This window comes from Parenemella sanctibonifatiensis (genome assembly GCF_002250565.1).
In the GTDB taxonomy this organism is placed as follows: Bacteria; Actinomycetota; Actinomycetes; order Propionibacteriales; family Propionibacteriaceae; genus Parenemella; species Parenemella sanctibonifatiensis.
This window is the reverse complement of record NZ_NMVJ01000007.1, coordinates 116773-132023: the sequence shown is the minus strand read 5'-3', so window position 1 is coordinate 132023 and position 15251 is coordinate 116773. Positions and strand designations below refer to the sequence as shown.

Annotated in this window: 17 protein-coding genes; 8 read left to right on the top strand and 9 right to left on the bottom strand. The window is 65.4% G+C overall.

The genetic code is table 11. The features are described from left to right. Nucleotides 1-2: 2 nt before the first annotated feature. Nucleotides 3-668 (top strand): deoxyribose-phosphate aldolase, encoded by a 666-nt coding sequence (deoC, locus tag CGZ91_RS08800; RefSeq protein WP_229116533.1) that lies wholly within the window; start codon nt 3-5, stop codon nt 666-668. 11 nt (nt 669-679) lie between these two features. Here the strand turns inward: deoC and CGZ91_RS08795 are convergent, their stop codons facing one another. After that, nucleotides 680-1702, bottom strand: coding sequence for an LLM class flavin-dependent oxidoreductase (locus tag CGZ91_RS08795; RefSeq protein ID WP_094454381.1), 1023 nt, complete (start codon nt 1700-1702; stop codon nt 680-682). 97 nt (nt 1703-1799) lie between these two features. Between CGZ91_RS08795 and CGZ91_RS08790 the strand changes: the two genes are divergently transcribed. From CGZ91_RS08790 to CGZ91_RS08780, 3 genes are read left to right on the top strand one after another with little or no spacing between them, the layout of a single operon-like run. Further along, nucleotides 1800-2036 (top strand): addiction module protein, encoded by a 237-nt coding sequence (locus CGZ91_RS08790; RefSeq protein WP_094454598.1) that lies wholly within the window; start codon nt 1800-1802, stop codon nt 2034-2036. Continuing rightward, nucleotides 2033-2350 (top strand): hypothetical protein, encoded by a 318-nt coding sequence (locus tag CGZ91_RS08785; RefSeq protein ID WP_094454379.1) that lies wholly within the window; start codon nt 2033-2035, stop codon nt 2348-2350. The genes CGZ91_RS08790 and CGZ91_RS08785 overlap by 4 nt, the downstream gene beginning before the upstream one ends. 44 nt (nt 2351-2394) lie before the next feature. Further along, nucleotides 2395-2853 carry a hypothetical protein gene (locus CGZ91_RS08780; protein ID WP_094454377.1) on the top strand — a complete coding sequence of 153 codons (459 nt, stop codon included), beginning with the start codon at nt 2395-2397 and terminating at the stop codon, nt 2851-2853. An 11-nt stretch (nt 2854-2864) separates the two neighbouring features. On the opposite strand, the gene CGZ91_RS08775 is transcribed toward CGZ91_RS08780, so the two are convergent. The 4 genes from CGZ91_RS08775 to CGZ91_RS08760 form a co-directional block, all read right to left on the bottom strand. Further along, entirely contained in the window at nt 2865-3632 is a 768-nt protein-coding gene (locus CGZ91_RS08775; RefSeq protein ID WP_094454375.1) for a hypothetical protein, read from the bottom strand. A 133-nt stretch (nt 3633-3765) separates the two neighbouring features. Then, the gene (locus CGZ91_RS08770; protein ID WP_094454373.1) at nt 3766-4338 is read right to left on the bottom strand and encodes a manganese efflux pump MntP; all 573 of its coding nucleotides are present in this window, start codon (nt 4336-4338) and stop codon (nt 3766-3768) included. 319 nt (nt 4339-4657) lie between these two features. Beyond that, nucleotides 4658-5458: an alpha/beta fold hydrolase gene (locus CGZ91_RS08765; protein WP_094454371.1), complete on the bottom strand. Its 801-nt coding sequence runs from the start codon at nt 5456-5458 to the stop codon at nt 4658-4660. Next, complete coding sequence (locus CGZ91_RS08760; protein WP_094454369.1) at nt 5455-5976, bottom strand: DUF899 family protein; 522 nt, start codon at nt 5974-5976, stop codon at nt 5455-5457. The genes CGZ91_RS08765 and CGZ91_RS08760 overlap by 4 nt, the downstream gene beginning before the upstream one ends. 82 nt (nt 5977-6058) lie before the next feature. Between CGZ91_RS08760 and CGZ91_RS08755 the strand changes: the two genes are divergently transcribed. Then, nucleotides 6059-6706 (top strand): winged helix-turn-helix transcriptional regulator, encoded by a 648-nt coding sequence (locus tag CGZ91_RS08755; RefSeq protein WP_094454367.1) that lies wholly within the window; start codon nt 6059-6061, stop codon nt 6704-6706. A gap of 333 nt (nt 6707-7039) precedes the next feature. Here the strand turns inward: CGZ91_RS08755 and CGZ91_RS08745 are convergent, their stop codons facing one another. Beyond that, a complete protein-coding gene (locus tag CGZ91_RS08745; RefSeq protein ID WP_144276845.1) occupies nt 7040-7483 on the bottom strand; it encodes a hypothetical protein in 444 nt (147 codons plus the stop codon). 332 nt (nt 7484-7815) lie between these two features. Here CGZ91_RS08745 and CGZ91_RS08740 point away from each other — a divergent pair, with 332 nt between their 5' ends. The 3 genes from CGZ91_RS08740 to CGZ91_RS08730 are packed head-to-tail and all read left to right on the top strand — an operon-like array spanning nt 7816 to nt 9119. Further along, nucleotides 7816-8103, top strand: coding sequence for a hypothetical protein (locus CGZ91_RS08740; protein WP_144276844.1), 288 nt, complete (start codon nt 7816-7818; stop codon nt 8101-8103). Between the two features lie 28 nt (nt 8104-8131). Continuing rightward, nucleotides 8132-8581, top strand: a complete 450-nt coding sequence (locus CGZ91_RS08735; protein ID WP_094454361.1) for a hypothetical protein — start codon at nt 8132-8134, stop codon at nt 8579-8581. 40 nt (nt 8582-8621) lie between these two features. Then, on the top strand, nt 8622-9119 hold the full coding sequence (locus tag CGZ91_RS08730; RefSeq protein WP_094454359.1) for a helix-turn-helix domain-containing protein: 498 nt from the start codon (nt 8622-8624) through the stop codon (nt 9117-9119). 777 nt (nt 9120-9896) lie between these two features. On the opposite strand, the gene CGZ91_RS08725 is transcribed toward CGZ91_RS08730, so the two are convergent. Genes CGZ91_RS08725 through CGZ91_RS08715 form a run of 3 tightly spaced genes read right to left on the bottom strand, consistent with a single transcriptional unit; the run spans nt 9897 to nt 14878 of the window. Next, nucleotides 9897-10931 (bottom strand): Eco57I restriction-modification methylase domain-containing protein, encoded by a 1035-nt coding sequence (locus CGZ91_RS08725; protein ID WP_094454357.1) that lies wholly within the window; start codon nt 10929-10931, stop codon nt 9897-9899. After that, a complete protein-coding gene (locus CGZ91_RS08720; protein WP_094454355.1) occupies nt 10924-14220 on the bottom strand; it encodes a DEAD/DEAH box helicase in 3297 nt (1098 codons plus the stop codon). The genes CGZ91_RS08725 and CGZ91_RS08720 overlap by 8 nt, the downstream gene beginning before the upstream one ends. Beyond that, nucleotides 14213-14878: a DNA methyltransferase family protein gene (locus tag CGZ91_RS08715; RefSeq protein WP_229116532.1), complete on the bottom strand. Its 666-nt coding sequence runs from the start codon at nt 14876-14878 to the stop codon at nt 14213-14215. The genes CGZ91_RS08720 and CGZ91_RS08715 overlap by 8 nt, the downstream gene beginning before the upstream one ends. Nucleotides 14879-15251 lie beyond the last annotated feature (373 nt).

Sequence of the window (15251 nt, the reverse complement as noted above, 5' to 3'; positions counted from 1 at the left end):
GGATGAGTGACGCAATGAATGCGCCCAGCCGCGCTGAGGTGGCGCAGATCATCGATCACACGCTGCTGAAGCCCGAGGCGACCCGCGAGCAGGTCCGGGCGGCGGTCGCCGAGGCGGCCGAGCTGGGGGCGTACGCGGTCTGCGTCTCGCCCTCGATGCTGCCGCTGGAGTTGCCCGAGGGGCTTCGGCTGGCGGTGGTGTGTGGGTTTCCGTCCGGGGCGCATCAGCTGCAGGTGAAGTCGGCCGAGGCCAAGCGTGCTGCTGAGCAGGGCGCACGGGAGATCGACATGGTGCTCAACTTGGCGAATGTGCTCGCCGGTGATGCCGACGCGGTGTACGCCGACATCCGTGCGGTGCGGGATGCAGCGCCGGGAGTGTTGCTGAAAGTGATCATTGAGTCGGCGGCGCTGACCGATGAGCAGATAGTGATGGCGTGCGAGCAGGCTGTACGCGCGGATGCCGACTATGTGAAGACCTCGACGGGGATGCATCCGGCTGGCGGCGCCAGCGTGCATGCGGTCGAGCTGATGGCCGCCACGGTCGGGGGCCGGCTCGGGGTCAAGGCGTCGGGCGGCATCCGCGATGCCGAGACGGCGTTGGCGATGATCCAGGCCGGCGCGACCCGATTGGGACTGTCGGGCACCGCTGCGGTGCTGGCCGGGATCTGAGCCGTACGCGCTCAGCCGCGCGGCGTCAGGCCCCAGGCTGGGGCCAGCAGTTCCAGAGTCTTCACCCGGTGGGCCGGGTCGAAGGCGTACGCCGTCAGGATCAGCTCGTCGGCATCGGTCTGGTCGATGAGGCTCTCGAGCTGTTCGACGACGGTCTGCGGGGATCCGACGGCGCTGACCGACAGCATCGTCTCCAAGTGCAGCAGGACCTCCTCGGGCAGCCGGGCTGCGAGTTCCTCGGGGTCCTCGGGCGGCTGCAGAGCGAGCCGTTCGCCCGTGACGACGCCGGCGAACATCCGCTGCAGGGTGGTGAACTGGCGCAGGCCTTCCTCGTCGGTGTCGCCAAGGGCGACGTTGGCCGCGACCATGACTCGCGGTTCGGAGATCTGCGCGGTGCCGGCCTCGGGGTTGAATTCGGCTCGGTAACGCTCCAGAGCCGGCAGCACCTGGGTCGGGGCGAAGTGGGAGGCGATGGAGAAGGGCAAGCCGAGCCGGCCGGCGAGGGTGGCGCCGTTGACGGTGGAGCCGAGCACCCACATCGGGACGTTGGTGCCTTCGGCGACGCCGGCGCGTACCCGCATCCGCGGTGAGGGCTCGCCGGTCCACCGCTGTATCTGGTCCACCGACTCCATGAAGGCATCCGGTTCGGCTGAGCTGCGGGCCAGCAGCTGGGAGGTGATCGGGTCGGTGCCGGGCGCGCGGCCCAGGCCCAGGTCGATCCGGTCGCCGTGGAACTGGACCAGCGTGCCGAACTGTTCGGCCACCGCCAGGGGCGCGTGGTTGGGGAGCATGATGCCGCCCGAGCCGACCCGGATGTCGCGGGTCAGCGAGGCCGCGCGGTCGATCAGCAGGGCGGTGGCGCTGGAGCCCAGCGCGGCGGAGTTGTGGTGTTCGGCGTACCAGTAGCGCTCATAGCCGAGCCGGTCGGCCGCCTGTGCGAGTTCCATCGAGGAGCCGATCGCCTCGCGCATGCTCTGGCCCTCGGACACCGAGACCAGATCCAGAATCGACAAGGGGACATGCGGGGTGCTCATGCGCCTCATGCTATCTGCGGGGGTCAAGCGCTCAGAGGTCGGAATGGGCGTACGGGGTCACGCGGCGGTGCTGGCTGTGGGGCGTACACTCGCCGCCATGACATCGGACCCCGCGACTTTGATCCGAGACGCTCTGGCGCTCGACGCCGATCAGCGCGCCGTTGTTGCCAATGCGCTGCTTGAAAGTCTCCGTGAGGCGGATGACGCGGGCGAGGTCGATGCGGCTTGGCGTGCCGAGGCGGTCCGGCGGCTGGCCGAGGTGCGAGCCGGTGCCGTCGAGCTGGTGGATGCTGACGAGCACTACGCCCGCTTGCGTGCATCGCTCACCGCATGACTCTGGCTCAGCGGGAGCATCCTGAAGCCGTCGGAGAGTTCGACGCCGCCGTCCGCTGGTATGAGGCGCAGGAGTCAGGGATTGGTCTCGCGCTCATCGAACGGGCGCGGCAAGCCCGACAGGAAATTGCCGACTGGCCGAATGCCGCCCCACCCTTCACGACCGCTGACGACGGCACCGTGATCCGCAGCAAGGTTGTTCGTGGATACCCGTACCGAGTCGTCTACGCCGTTGAGTCGGATGCAATCCTGATCCTCGCCTACGCCCACGAACGTCGCGAACCCGGCTACTGGGTCCACCGGCTGTCCGACTGACCCGTCACGATGGCGTCCCTCAGCTCTGAAGGTAAAGTCCACCCATGGGGATTGATCGGAGCGACGGGGTCGTGCGGCGGTGGCTGCCGAGGGCGGCGCTCGCGGGCTGGGCCGTCTTCTGGATCCAGCTGGTGCTGGCCTTGGTGGAGGCGCCGCTCATCGGCTACTTCCCGCCGCTGGTGATTGAGGTGGTGTTGCTGGTGGGGCTGAGCGTCGCGGCGACCATCGTGACCCGCCGGGGCGCGGCGCTGGTGGCTTCGCTGCTGACCGTCCTCCTGCTGTTCGTGATGATCCCGGTCGCCACCAAGACCCTTCGCGGGTGCGAAGGCGCCGGCAGGCAAGCCTTGGGGCAGCCCACCTTCCCGGACGCGTGGAGTTATCACTTCTCGTCTGAGCTCACCTCGACCGGCGACCTCACCTGCATCCTTCACGCCGATGACGAGCCGCCGGTCGCCTTCGACGTGACGTGGTGGAAGTACCTCGGTTACGCCAGCCCGCTCTGAACCGGCTGGACTCAGCGGGCGAGCGCCCCGACAACGGCCTCACACCAGGCGATTCGCTCTGGAGTACGTGAACTCATGAACCAGCATCGGCTGATCTCGGGGCATTCGTCACGTTGTCTCGCGATGCTGCTTGCTACGAGGTCGGCTGCACAGCCGTAGAGATTGCTCAGCGCCCCATCCGCGTAGTCCCCGTGCCAGGGGTCCCCAAAATTACCGTGGGAGGGGACCACGAGCGCGATGCCCTGCCAGGCCTCGTGGTCGTCGAACGGTCCGTCGGTGGGGTCGACGCCCAGCATCAGCCACGCCTCGCCGCTGTGTTCGACGAATCCCGCCAGCACCGGGTGTGGATCGATCGACCTGTTCCGGGTGAGTCGGTAGAGGTGCGACAGGGTCGTCTCCGCCCAACTCGCGCTGCGATACGTGTCCTCTTCTAACCGGGGGAGCATCGGCTCGTCGAACGCGTCAGGCCAGAAGCCGTGACGTGGGGGTTCGTCCCGGTCGGGCACCCGATCCCACGGCGCGCCCAGGGCCGGATCGACAGGGTCCCCGACCTGCACCGGGTCGCGATCAAGGTCCGAATCACGCGTCGGCCGCCATGCCCACAGCTCGTCGGTGCGTTGCTCTCGGACCACTATGACGACGGATTCTGCGCTCGGCCACACCCCGATCAGGTCGTACGCCCGAAACCGCTTCTCGGTGAACCACCGCTTGATGATCGGTGCGACCCACGCCACCGGCGCGTCCGGCAGCGGTGCCGATCCGGTGCCATATTTGTACATGGCGGGATCCTAGCCGGGTGCGATGCCGGCTGGCTGTGCATTTTCGTCAACTCGATCGGCCTTCCGGCCGCCGGGGCGCCTGATCCAGCAATCGAGTTGACGAATCTGCACAGGTTTCAGGTGTGCACAGCCTTCAGGCCAGTACGCCGAGGTGTTCGAGCAGGATTCGTGCGCCGATGCCGATCAGCACGATGCCGCCGATGAGTTCGGCGGGCTTGCGCCACTTGCAGCCGAGCTTGTAGCCGACCAGGACGCCGGCGTACGACAGCACCATCGTGGTGAGGCCGATGATGAGGATGACCGGCACGATGTTGACCTCCAGCATCGCCATCGAGACGCCGACCGCGGCCGCGTCGATGCTGGTCGCGATGCCGAGCAGCATCAGCCGCCGGAAGCCCAGGCCGGTGTCGGCCGCGTCGTCCTCGTCGTCGTGGCCGAACAGAACGTCCCAGATCATCTTGCCGCCGAGCAACGTCAGCAGGCTGAAGGCGATCCAGTGGTCGACCGGCTGCAACCAGGTCGAGAAGTTGAAGGCGAGCAGCCAGCCCAGCAGCGGCATCACGGCCTGGAACAGGCCGAAGACCACTGCGATCAGCAGGGCGTGCCCGTGGTGCAGGCGGCGCATCTTGAGGCCGCTGGCGATGGCAGCGGCGAAGGCGTCGGCGGAGACGCCGACACCGATGAGCAGGACGGACCACAGCGACATGAGGTGGAACCTTTCGCGCCGAAGTCACGTGGCGAGACTTCGGCCATGGGAAACACAGCCGAAGGTCTCGCTCACTCCGCGCGCGTGACCGTCAGGTCGATTGGCCTGTGGTCGTGCGGAGCGGTACGCCGGGCAGGCGGGCCTGCCAGTGTGTCGACGCACCTCCCGGCCCCGAAGGACCGAATGTGGGAGCTACTCCCCTTCGCCGCCGAGTATAGGGGAGTCATACCGCCCGCGCCGGACGCTCGGTGGCCGCTCAACGCTGGTTTGGGCCTTAACAGCGCAGACCTCGGGCGTTGAGGGGCAGCTGACGACCATCTCAGCCGGCGAACTCGCGGATCGCCTGAGTGAGGGTCTGGTCGTCGACCCCGTGCCATTCGCCCGGCAGCACGGCGGTGGTCGCCGCCGCCACAGTCTCGGGGAAGGCCTTGCAGTCCGCGAGCATGCCGGGGTCGGTTGCCTCCGACGCCATGATCAGGGTCGGCGTGGTCAGGTCGGCGAAGCGTTCGGCCAGCGTCCGGGGCAGGAAGGTCAGCTCGTGGACCATGGAGCGGGCATTGGCCAGGTCCCGCTCGCTGGGCGGCGTCAGCTGCTCCATCACCTCGTCCGGGATCCCCACCACCGTCTTGTTGAACCAGCGATGCGCCTCTGCGAGGTCGGTGTCGAGGAGCCGCTGCGCCTCGGCGCGGCCGGCATACTCGGGATCGGCCGGCATCAGGGGCGGCTCCAGCAGCGTGAGTCGGTCCAGACGTACGCCGGCACTCGCCGCGAGCAGCAGCAGCGTCGCGCCGGAGGAGAAGCCGTAGCCGATGACGGGCCGGCCCTCGGCGAGGTCGATCATCGCGGTGATGTCCTCGAACTCGCGCTCCACGGCGTACGGGGTGGTGTTGCCGCTGTCACCCTTGCCGCGCCGGTCGAAGGTCCACACGGTGAAGTGTTCGGCGAGCGCGGCGGGCAGGCCGGGCTGCGGGGTGGTGGTGCGGTCGACGCCGACGCAGTCGACGATCAGCAGGTCGGGGCCGCTGCCGGCGCGGGACCAGGCGAGTTCGGTGCCGTCAGCCGAGGTCGTCGTGCCTGATGTGCTCGGGCCGGATGTCTGGGCGGTCTGGTTGGTGGTCATGGTGTTCTCCTCTGGTTGGCGAGGTAGACGTCGTCACCGTGGCGTACGTAGGAGCGCAGCCAGCCGCCGCCGTCGACGGCGGGATTGTCCTGTGCGTCGGCGGTCGAGTACCACGGCATCGACCAGCCCATGAAGTCGCGATAGGCAGAGATCTCGGCCCACGGTCCCTCGGAGAAGACCGCAAACGTGGTGTCGCGCTCGGCGAGATAGGCGCGGGTGCCCTCGGAGATCTGGCTGATGGAGAAGGTGCAGCCCTCGCACTGCTCGGCGGTGGGCCGGCCCTGGTGCCACATGAAGGTGTACGCCAGCAGCTGGCTGCGGCCCTCGAAGATGTCGGCCAGCGTGGTGAGGCCGTCGGCCCCCGGCAGGCTCACCGGGTCGACGGCGGTCAGCGGCAGTCGGCGCCGGGCCGCGGCCAGCGCGTCGCCGGCGCGGGTGTGCGCCTTTTCGTGGACGAGGTGGTCGGCCTGGGCCCGTTCCCAGGTGGAGCGGTCAACGACGGGGCTCGTGATGGACATGAACTATGTTTAACAGAGTGACAGCTCGCTTGTCGAGAGGTGTCGCTATGTTGTTCATATTCGATGTGGCAGGATTGGTGCCATGCCCATCAAGCGTTCCTACGCCGATCACGGCGATGCCTGCGCGACCGCCCACGCGATGGAGCTGCTCGGGGATCGCTGGACCTACCCGATCGTGCGCGAGCTGATGTTGGCGCCGAAGCGCTTCAGTGAGCTGGCCGAGGGCGTACGCGGCATCACCCCGGCCACCCTGACGACTCGGCTGCGCGACCTCGAGTCTGCCGGCCTGGTGGAACGCGTGGAGCTGCCGGCGCCGGCTCGGGCGACGGCGTACGAGGCGAGTGCCTGGGCCAGGGAGTTGGCGCCGATCTTCGAGGCGCTCGGCCGCTGGGCGCAGGCCTCGCCGACTCGCGCGGTCGACGGCTGTGGGTTGACCCCGGACGCGATGGTGCAGTCGATGATGACGATGGCGCCGGAGCATGGGCCCGAGCAGCCGCTGGAGCTCGAGCTGCGGCTGCGCGATGACCGCGAGCCGGGCGCGCCGGCGTACACCTATCGCCTGCTGTGGGAGCAGAGGCTGCAGATCACCCGCGGCCAGGCGCCCGGGGCCGAGGTGCTCGAGGGTGATTCCTCCACGCTGGCCGGTGTCCTCTATGAGGGCGTGCCGGTGGAAGAGCTCCGCGTGCACGGCGATGAGGTACGCCGGCTGGTCGCTGCCTTCGCGGGGTGAGCCGGCGGTTCAGCTCGGTTGTTGGGTGGTGGCCGTTGGGTGTGGGCTCAGGACGGCTGTCACCAGGTGCGTAGCGACTCCAAGTCGTGCAGGACCTGCGCTGCCTCGGCACGATCGTCGGGGTCGGCGGCGAAGCCTTGGCCTCTGCGCGGAGGCGCTGTTTCGCGTGCCGGGCTGCGGCCTCGACAATGGCGGTTCGGACCGCGGTCGAGATCGTCGTGCCGTCGGCCGTGAGTGTGTTGAGCGCGCGGGTGGTTTCGTCGTCAGGGCGGAACGAAATCGTCGCTGGCATGACTCCACGTCCACGCTGTGGCCGACCCGCTGGGTGGCCGGTCATTGGATGCCGTACCTGGCGTACAGGCTGCCGGCGGTCACCCCGGAGACGTCGGTGGTGCCGGACTGTTCGGGCAACAGGTCGAGCAGGGTGAGTGGGTTGGCCCGTCGCTCGATGCCACCGGTGATGCCGCCGATGAGCAGGGCCTTGCCGGATTCGTCGGGGAGCTCGGAGTGGATGGTGGTGATGACCGCGCGCATCGCCTCGTCGAAGATGCCTACGCCGGCGGCGCGGTCCTCGGTGGCCAGGCTGATGCTGCCGTTCAGTTCGGTGCGGAACGTGATGCTGAGCGCCTGGCTGAATCCGGCGGAGCTGACCCCGGGCACGGCGCGGGCTGCCTCGCCGACGGCCATGGTGATGTCGGCGGCGCCGACGCGACAGCCACTGAGGGCTATGGCGGCTCCGGATGCCAGTCCGATCACGGCTGCTCGTCTGCTGATCATGGGTCCCCCTCGTTGGTTGCGCCCAGCATGCCACCTGATGGTGGGATGGAGGAAGGGGTGGGTTGGGGGAAGCGCCGAGTGGTGCGGATCGCGCGGTTGAGCGGCGGCCAATAACTAGTGGTCACCGGTGACGCTGCATGCTTATGGCATGCCTCCCTTTTCCCGTCACAAGCCTTACGCGGTCATCATGCTGGCGCAACTGCCGCGGTGGCGATCGGGGGTTCGGGACCCAACTGGGGCAGGCCATCGGGACCGGGATCGTCGGAGGGGTGATCGGGCTGGTGGCCGGCCTCGTGGTGGGAGGGTTGATCGGGAGGTGGACGCTGTGGGACATGGTGTCGAAGTTTGAGGTGACGGACACCGAACTGCGCATCACCCAACCCCTCCGCGGGACCGCGATCTATCCGCTGGCGGGCAGCAACTTCATGATGGCCCGGATCGGCCGTCATCGCGGACGGTTCTCTCTCAAGTTGACGGCCAACGCGCCCGGGAAGCCCGAGCGGTCCTACATCTTGGGCTTCGGCATGCAGGAGGACGAGGAGTGTCGGGTGGCGCTGAGCGAGCGGTTGGGTCGGGTGCGCGGCGAGGATGATCCGTTGCGGTACGTGTTTGACGAGTAGGGATCTGCGGCGCTGGCATGCTGGGGGCGTGACCCCGTTCTCCCGTCGCAAACCGGTCTGGCACAGCATCGCCGGCGTGCTGGCGATGCTGGTGCTGGGGTTCTTCTTAGGGCTCGAGCTCGGCGAGATCATCGGCGAGGCCCGGGTCGCTGGCGGCCTGATCGGGCTGCTGGCCGGCGGCGGGTTGGGGGTGCTGGCGGCCTGGCTGATGCTCGCCGACACCGTCTCGGTCTTCACCGTGACCGACACCGAACTGCGGATCTCGCAGCCCTTTCGACAGACCCGGAGCTATCCGTTGACGGAGGGCACCTTCGGCTTCGCCTGGGTCGACGTGTTGTCGGATGCGACACCCAAGCTGAAGGTGAGCATCACCACGGCCGACGGGCAGGAACGGGCGTACCGGCTGACGTTTGGCGAGAAGCGCAGCGAGGCGTGTCGGGACGCCCTGAGTGAGGCGTTGGCGCGGGCGCGGCGGTGAACATCGTCTGACTTTCGTTTCTTTCGATTAGACTGGGTGCATGTCTGTTGCATCTTCCCCAGCTGCCGCCACCGGCGAACCGCGGACGTACCTGCCGCCCGAGCATCGCGAGGCTGGGGCATTCAAGGCGGTGTTGGACGGCCTGAAGGAGGCGCCGGACGAACGACCGGCCCTGGTCGGGCCACACGGTGAGGTCATCCGGATCCCCGCAGGGGCGTTCGAGCCGATGGTGCAGGTGTTGGAGGCGATGACCCACGGACTCGCCGTCCACGTGGCGCCGCTCAATGCCCAGCTGACCACTCAGGAGGCAGCCAACTATCTGGGGATCTCGCGGCCGACGCTGGTGAAGCTCCTCAAGGATGGCGCTATCCCGTTCAGCAGGCCGCGCCGTCACCGCTACGTTCGGCTGGCCGACCTCATTGCGTACGCCGATCGGCAGCGCGACAACCGCGCTGCGGCCCTGGACGAGCTGGCGCGCGAGGCCGAGAAGGACGGCCTGTACGAACGGCTCGACGGCCCGCCGGCGGCGATGCGCTGAGCATGCACTGCCGCGCTTTTGGCCAGACGTGGCGTGTTCAGGTCGGCCGATCTTACTGGCCTGACTGCCGTTTCCACACGTCTGTGGATAACTGCGTCAAGTCTTGTAACTTCATCGACTCTTCGCATTACTATCAGTACCATAGAACCATCATTTATGGGGGCAGGATGGTTTGGGATCAGAAACAACCGCCAAGCAAGCGCACTGTCAAGGCGCCGAAGGGGCTAGCGAGAGAACTAGGCGTGCCCGTCAGTGAAGTAATGGTTGCGCTCAAAGAATTGGGAGAGTACGTCGATTCGGCTAACAAGCGCTGCCTTGAGATCCCGATCATTCGGCGGGTGTACGAGAAGTTTGGGCGAGTCTATGTCGACCCGAAAGCAGAGTCAGCCGAATGGCAATGGGGAGACCAGGGTGGACCCGAGCGTCCCAGAAAGCCGAAGCGAACAGAAGGACCGACCGAGTACCAGACGACGAAGCGACCGCTAATTGGTCCAGGTGTATCGTCAGAAGCGATGGCGGACGCGTCGTGGTTAATACACGGCTTCACCGAGACTGAGCGGGACGGATGGATTGCCGCTGGTCTCGATCGACGCGAGGCGGCCACTGCAGCAAGGTGGCGCGATCAAGGGTTCCTCGCATCAGATCTGCAGTACCAGCTGCGAGGGTGGTCGGTTCTGAAGCGCCTCCGCGAAAATACAGATCGGCCGTCGCAGATCCTAGCGTGGCTTCGTCAGGACCGCGCTTGGCCAGTTGAATGTCAGGCTGAAGTAGCGCGCCCTAGTCCATCGGCGTGACGTTGGTGTCGATGAAGTCGATTTGCTCCGCAGTTAGCCCGTATTTTGAGTAGAGCTGCTGGTCGATCTGAGGGATTGATCGGCTCCAATTCAGGTCTGACCCGGCGGTGAAGTCTTGGAGCGGCACGTATCGCCACACTTTGGCCGGGTTGTGCTGAGTGATCTTGAGGACGCTGAGGAGCGCTCGTGCGAACTTCGAAGCGATGTATCTGCGGCACGCCTCTGCCTCGGCCCCGCTTGAGAAGTTGCCCACCGTGATGAACGTTTGAGTGACGGCCTCTCCTGGGCCGAGCGGAACGGGGGTCGAGAGCACCTCGCCGAACTTGCCGGTGCCATTGGCGGCTGGCAGCGCGACTTTGAAGCCCTGGAAGCTGTCAGGCCCAGTGATGTAGTCGGCTCTAATCCACCTCTTCGTGCGACGATTCTTCAGCACTCCAAGGACTTGCACGTGGTCCGAGCGGTCGCCCTCACGATGCTCTGTGAACAGGAACGGAAGCTGCTCGAACGCGTTGGTGCTCACACGAAGTTGAGCGTCGCTGGACATTCTGGCCGATGCTTGGGGATTATCCGTGTGCATGTTGGCGGTGTACGAGTACGCGCGCCCGCTAGTGATGATGGATGAGAGCGGTGCGGAGTGGTGGGTCAGAACAGCTTGGAGGATGCCGTTCAACTCGGGGTGTGAAGCGAAGGTGGTAATGGGGTCGCCGGCGACAGCGTCGTCGCGGTATGTGACGGCGATGCCGCCCTTGATGTCGGTGCCCGGGAAGAGGTCATCGCTGTTGGGGACGAAGTGGGAGACGGAGAGGTGAGGGTCCGCGAGCATCTTGGCGTTCCAGGCTTTTGGGGTGAAGCCGGCGTTGAAGAGGAACCGCGCCGGTGTGATGAGCACGGCCTTCCGCCCTGCCTCGTACGCGGCGTCCATGAAGAGGTGATAGACGGGCGTGTCTCGGGTTCCAGCGCCCTGGGCCTCCTCCTGATAGGGAGGGTTGCCGATCACGACGTCAAACTTCTTACTCATCTCCGTGGCCTTCCGTCAGCATCTCGTCCACCGCTGCTTGCCTCTCTTCCGGGGTCATCCGTGCGAGATTCCCGATTCTGAAGTGACCTGAGTCCTCAATCCAAGCCTTGCGCTCTGGTACTCCTCCGGACACGGCTTCGACGGTGATCCGGTGGAGGATCTGGTTGTGACTCATCTCGTACACCTGTCTCTTGAGGATGTGCTCAAGGCGGCTGGCTTGGTCGGGGATCTGGTCCGCGAGGCCGGTGTCGAGTCGGCGCACCAGCTCCATGAGGAACAGGCCCGCAGTGGAGAACAGATCCGCGAAGGTCTTCTCCGGGTCGGTGAAGATGCCTGGGTTCTCGGACTCGAGCGTGTCGATCATGAGCTTGACGACCGGTTGGGGGGTGAACACCAGCGATGTCTTTTGGTGCGGGATGTAGGCGAAGATGTTCTCGACCTGCGAGTCGTCGAAGTAGTCGGCCAGCGCATCCTTCTTGTCCATGAACTCCTGGACGGCTTGGTCGAACACCGCCTCGTCGAAGAGGCCGGGGATCACCGTCAGCGATCCGTCATCCTCGGCGATCTCCTGCCCGTCGCGAAGGACACGGAACTCGGCCTCGGTGATCCCTGTGATCTCCTCGAAGACGTCATCTGGCGTGTAGTCGTCGAAGTTCCTCAACCGAATGTCGCGGTCCCCGTATGCCATGAGGAACATCGGGATCGTTCGGGCGAATCCACGTAGGTGGGAGCGGGCGTCCTCCATGCTCTGGTCCGCACGCTTCTGCTCACGCTTGGTCTCTTCGCGCATGACGACCTCAGGAACGATGTCCTCGATCGTGCGCTCGACGATGTTCAGAATGTTCGCCTGGAAGGCATCGTCCTGCTCGGTCTTTCTCCCGAGGATGGCCTCCGCCTCGGCTTCGGTGGCCGCCTCCTTGAGATCCGCCTCAAGATGCTTGGAGGCGATCGTGTGTTCCGTGTAGGCACGCTCGACCTGCTGCTTCACGGCGTCGGCCGTCCGCTTCTCGTCACGTTCCACCTGCTTCTTCGTCAGGGAGTACGCCGCTTGGAGCTCCTGACGCTTTTCGCGGGTCTGGTTCGTGACTGCCTGAGCGATAGCAGCGGCCGCGATCGCGGCAGGTCCATCTGGTTCGATCGGCGGCAGGTCTTCGGCCCTGTAGACGGGCTTGCCGAGCTCCGCGATCTTGGGATTGATGACAGTCTCGATGTCGATCTTGACGTTGCCGAACAGGTCGGTGACCGGCGGCGGCTCCGGTATCTCAAGGGGCTGGTCCGTCCGGAGCTTCCCTTGTCGTGCCGTCGGCAGCTTGTCGAGGATTCCCTTGACGTGTTCGGAGTACCGGAAGATGCCAGCGACGTTCGCAAACAGGAGGTTCGAGAGGAACCCACGTCGAACAACCTCGCGGGCCTTGAACACCTGCGGGAAGGTGAGGACTTGGGATGCGTCGAGCTTGATCATCGCGCCCTCGTCGTCTTCGCCGAGGATGGGGAAGAAATTGAGCAGCCTGCGGATGTTGTCCTGGCGGGCCAGATGGTCCCCCGGCGGTGCGGTGTGGAGATTGTTCGCGAAGGCGTCGAAGATGGTCAGGACTCGCTCTGGTGCGAAGTCAAAGATGTAGGCGTTCTGCTTCTGAAAGACATGCCCAGCCCTCTCGAACGTGCAAGGGTTCTGCGCCCTGAACGCGGCCTGCATGTACTGGGCTGGTGAGGACATGCTGGAGAGCATGATGACGGCGGTCCACTCGGGCACGGTCACGCCCGTGGTCAGTTGACCAACCGACAGGGTGATGGTCCGACCGCCAGAGGCTTCCGCGCTCGCGATTGCGGTGCGGACCCTGTCGAGCGACTTTCCGATGGCGGCTGCGTCGGTGTCCTCTGTCTTACCGTCGCCGGCGGCCAGAATGACCGTGTAGTCCTTGAAGGTTGAGTGTTTGCGCAGCAGTCGCTCGAGCGCCCTTGCGGACGACACTCTGTTGAGAAGCCACAAGGAGTGGCGGATCTCGTCGCGCAGGGCAGGGGTGGAGAACGGGTACTTCTGGTTGGTGGTCAAGCAGTCAAGAAACTTGATCACTTCTTCCTCGTGGGCGAAGAACCCGTTGTCCTTCGTAGCGAAGAACTCGTGCAGGTCGAAGGTGAAGTCGATGTTGGCGGCATCTTCCTCGATGGCGACACCCTCAGAGAGACGGTCACTGATCATCCGCGAGACCTGGTAGGTCAACAGGTTCAGGGTCGGTAGCGACGCGTAGGGGTTCTCCTCCGCGTCGTCGGTCCACTCAGTTCGTGCCGTCTGCTCGTCTTCGTACGTCCAGTTGAAGATCTGATCCTCACCGAATCGGCCCGACGCCAGAGCTTTGAACGGAGTACCCGACAGGTGCAGGGTCCATGGCCGCCGGATCTGGTCAAAGGCGACATCGGTCTTGGTCGTGTCCACGCCCTCGTGAGCCTCGTCGATGACAAGGAGGTCCCAGTCGAACTCGGCGATGTGACGGAGCTTGTCGTAGGGGCCGCCGAAGTACTGCGAGCCTTTGAGGTCCTGGAGGGATAGGAACTCGATGATCCGTGGATCGTCATCGATGTGAGCGGCCGCAAACTTGCGCCACTGGTCGCGTGTCATGGGAGAGCGTCCGGCCAAGGACTGTGACTCGGAGACGAACCTAAACGTCGTGCGGTGGGCTACGAACCGATTGAAGTCGTCGAGCCATGAGTTGGCGATCGCGGGGCGGTTCGTGACGATGAGGACTCGCCTGACGTCGAGCGCCTGAATCAGGTCATAGGTGGTGAGGGTCTTGCCGAAGCGTGGCTTGGCGTTCCACAGGACCTCAGGGTGGCCACCACGGAATGCGTTCAGTGCCAGTTCGACTGCCGCCCGTTGCTCCGGACGGAGCGAGTAGTCCTCGGCGACGTCGAGGCTCGGCGTCTCGGAGAAGTCTTGGCCGGCGAAGTCGTTGAAGTAGTCCAGAGAGCTCTTGGGCGCCGCGGCGAAGTTGTGCCATTCGGTGCGGCGCGGCTCGGTCTCGCGCTTGACGCCCTGCTGCCGCAGGTAGGCGTGAAAGTCCTGGTCAGTGAAGCGCCCGCCCGCTTCGGAGGTGAAGAGCGCCCGCCGCGACCACAGCTTCTGCTTCTCGACTGAGAGCTGTGATGCTTGCTGGGCGATCCGAGTGTCGGCACTGCCCTGCTCGGTGTAGCCGATCTTCTCCCAGCCCTCGTACTTCGGGATGTCAGGCGTACGCCAGGAATAGATCAGAGGTGTGATCTCCCGGAAGGCGCTGATCTTCGGACTAGACATCGGCTCCCACTTCCTCGTGAACGCGGTCGATCGGGCAGACCTGGTAGGCGGTGTATAGGTTGAAGTCGAACGCGTCCCCACGAAGCGAGGTGAAGCTGAACGGCTCTCGCTGCACAGCGCCGGCTCTGTCGGGGACTCGGTGCCACCAGGAGAACTCGATCTCAATGCCCTCGGTTGTCATGCCGGTAAGGGTGTTGCCTCGGATGACGTTGGTGTCGATGAGGAAGGCCGCCGCGCGATGAAGGAGTGCGTCCGACTCGGGCGCGACACCGTGGTTTCCGTGGAAGTTGGCGAAGGTCGCCAGCATGGCTGCTCGGGCCTCTGCGTGGTTGTCCGGAAGTAGTTCGATGCCGTAGATCGAGGCCAGGGCGAAAAGCGACTCCTGACGCCAGAGCTCGGGTGGAATCTCCTTCTCGATCGCAGCGAGCTTGCGTCGAAGGATCGCCACGAGGAAGTTACCGTTGCCTGCCGCAGGCTCCAGGAATGTCCTGTCGACGAAGTCTGGCCCTACCTCGAGGTCTTCCCGGACCAGGTCGAGCATCTGATCGACCATGTAGGCAGGCGTGAATACCTCACCGTAGGCCTTGACCCGATCCCGCGACCTCACAACCTGCCTTCCGACGAAAGTCACCCCTGCGGCAGCCCCAGCGGTCGCCACTGGCGCCGTTGCGCGACCACTAGCCGGCGACGGATGCCTGCACTTCTGTAACACGCATGAACTCCGAATCCCGCAAACCGAAGCTGTTGGTCAGACACTAGCGTCGGCAGCCGACAAGAAGTTAAGGCTGGCCAGCTAGAACCCTCGCCCATGTGTGACCCCTCCAACATTTCGGTGCCCGTAGACACACCCGCATCCGACGTACAAGGGTGAGTTTCGAAGGGGAGTAGCTCCGCCCGGACAGGGCGAGGTACGTCGACACACTGGCGGTCACGATGACTGGCCCGGCGTCCCACCTCACCACGTGAGGCGAGCGAGACCTTCGGCCGTTTGTCGTGGCCGGGGTCCTTCCCCGCGCCAACCGTGTTCTTGG

What these genes read in the sequence shown, in the direction of transcription:
- deoC (WP_229116533.1), top strand. Translation starts at nt 3, where the DNA reads ATGAGTGACGCAATGAATGCGCCCAGCCGCGCTGAGGTGGCGCAGATC.
- CGZ91_RS08795 (WP_094454381.1), bottom strand. Translation starts at nt 1,702, where the DNA reads ATGAGCACCCCGCATGTCCCCTTGTCGATTCTGGATCTGGTCTCGGTG.
- CGZ91_RS08790 (WP_094454598.1), top strand. Translation starts at nt 1,800, where the DNA reads ATGACATCGGACCCCGCGACTTTGATCCGAGACGCTCTGGCGCTCGAC.
- CGZ91_RS08785 (WP_094454379.1), top strand. Translation starts at nt 2,033, where the DNA reads ATGACTCTGGCTCAGCGGGAGCATCCTGAAGCCGTCGGAGAGTTCGAC.
- CGZ91_RS08780 (WP_094454377.1), top strand. Translation starts at nt 2,395, where the DNA reads ATGGGGATTGATCGGAGCGACGGGGTCGTGCGGCGGTGGCTGCCGAGG.
- CGZ91_RS08775 (WP_094454375.1), bottom strand. Translation starts at nt 3,632, where the DNA reads ATGTACAAATATGGCACCGGATCGGCACCGCTGCCGGACGCGCCGGTG.
- CGZ91_RS08770 (WP_094454373.1), bottom strand. Translation starts at nt 4,338, where the DNA reads ATGTCGCTGTGGTCCGTCCTGCTCATCGGTGTCGGCGTCTCCGCCGAC.
- CGZ91_RS08765 (WP_094454371.1), bottom strand. Translation starts at nt 5,458, where the DNA reads ATGACCACCAACCAGACCGCCCAGACATCCGGCCCGAGCACATCAGGC.
- CGZ91_RS08760 (WP_094454369.1), bottom strand. Translation starts at nt 5,976, where the DNA reads ATGTCCATCACGAGCCCCGTCGTTGACCGCTCCACCTGGGAACGGGCC.
- CGZ91_RS08755 (WP_094454367.1), top strand. Translation starts at nt 6,059, where the DNA reads ATGCCCATCAAGCGTTCCTACGCCGATCACGGCGATGCCTGCGCGACC.
- CGZ91_RS08745 (WP_144276845.1), bottom strand. Translation starts at nt 7,483, where the DNA reads ATGATCAGCAGACGAGCAGCCGTGATCGGACTGGCATCCGGAGCCGCC.
- CGZ91_RS08740 (WP_144276844.1), top strand. Translation starts at nt 7,816, where the DNA reads ATGGTGTCGAAGTTTGAGGTGACGGACACCGAACTGCGCATCACCCAA.
- CGZ91_RS08730 (WP_094454359.1), top strand. Translation starts at nt 8,622, where the DNA reads ATGTCTGTTGCATCTTCCCCAGCTGCCGCCACCGGCGAACCGCGGACG.
- CGZ91_RS08725 (WP_094454357.1), bottom strand. Translation starts at nt 10,931, where the DNA reads ATGAGTAAGAAGTTTGACGTCGTGATCGGCAACCCTCCCTATCAGGAG.
- CGZ91_RS08720 (WP_094454355.1), bottom strand. Translation starts at nt 14,220, where the DNA reads ATGTCTAGTCCGAAGATCAGCGCCTTCCGGGAGATCACACCTCTGATC.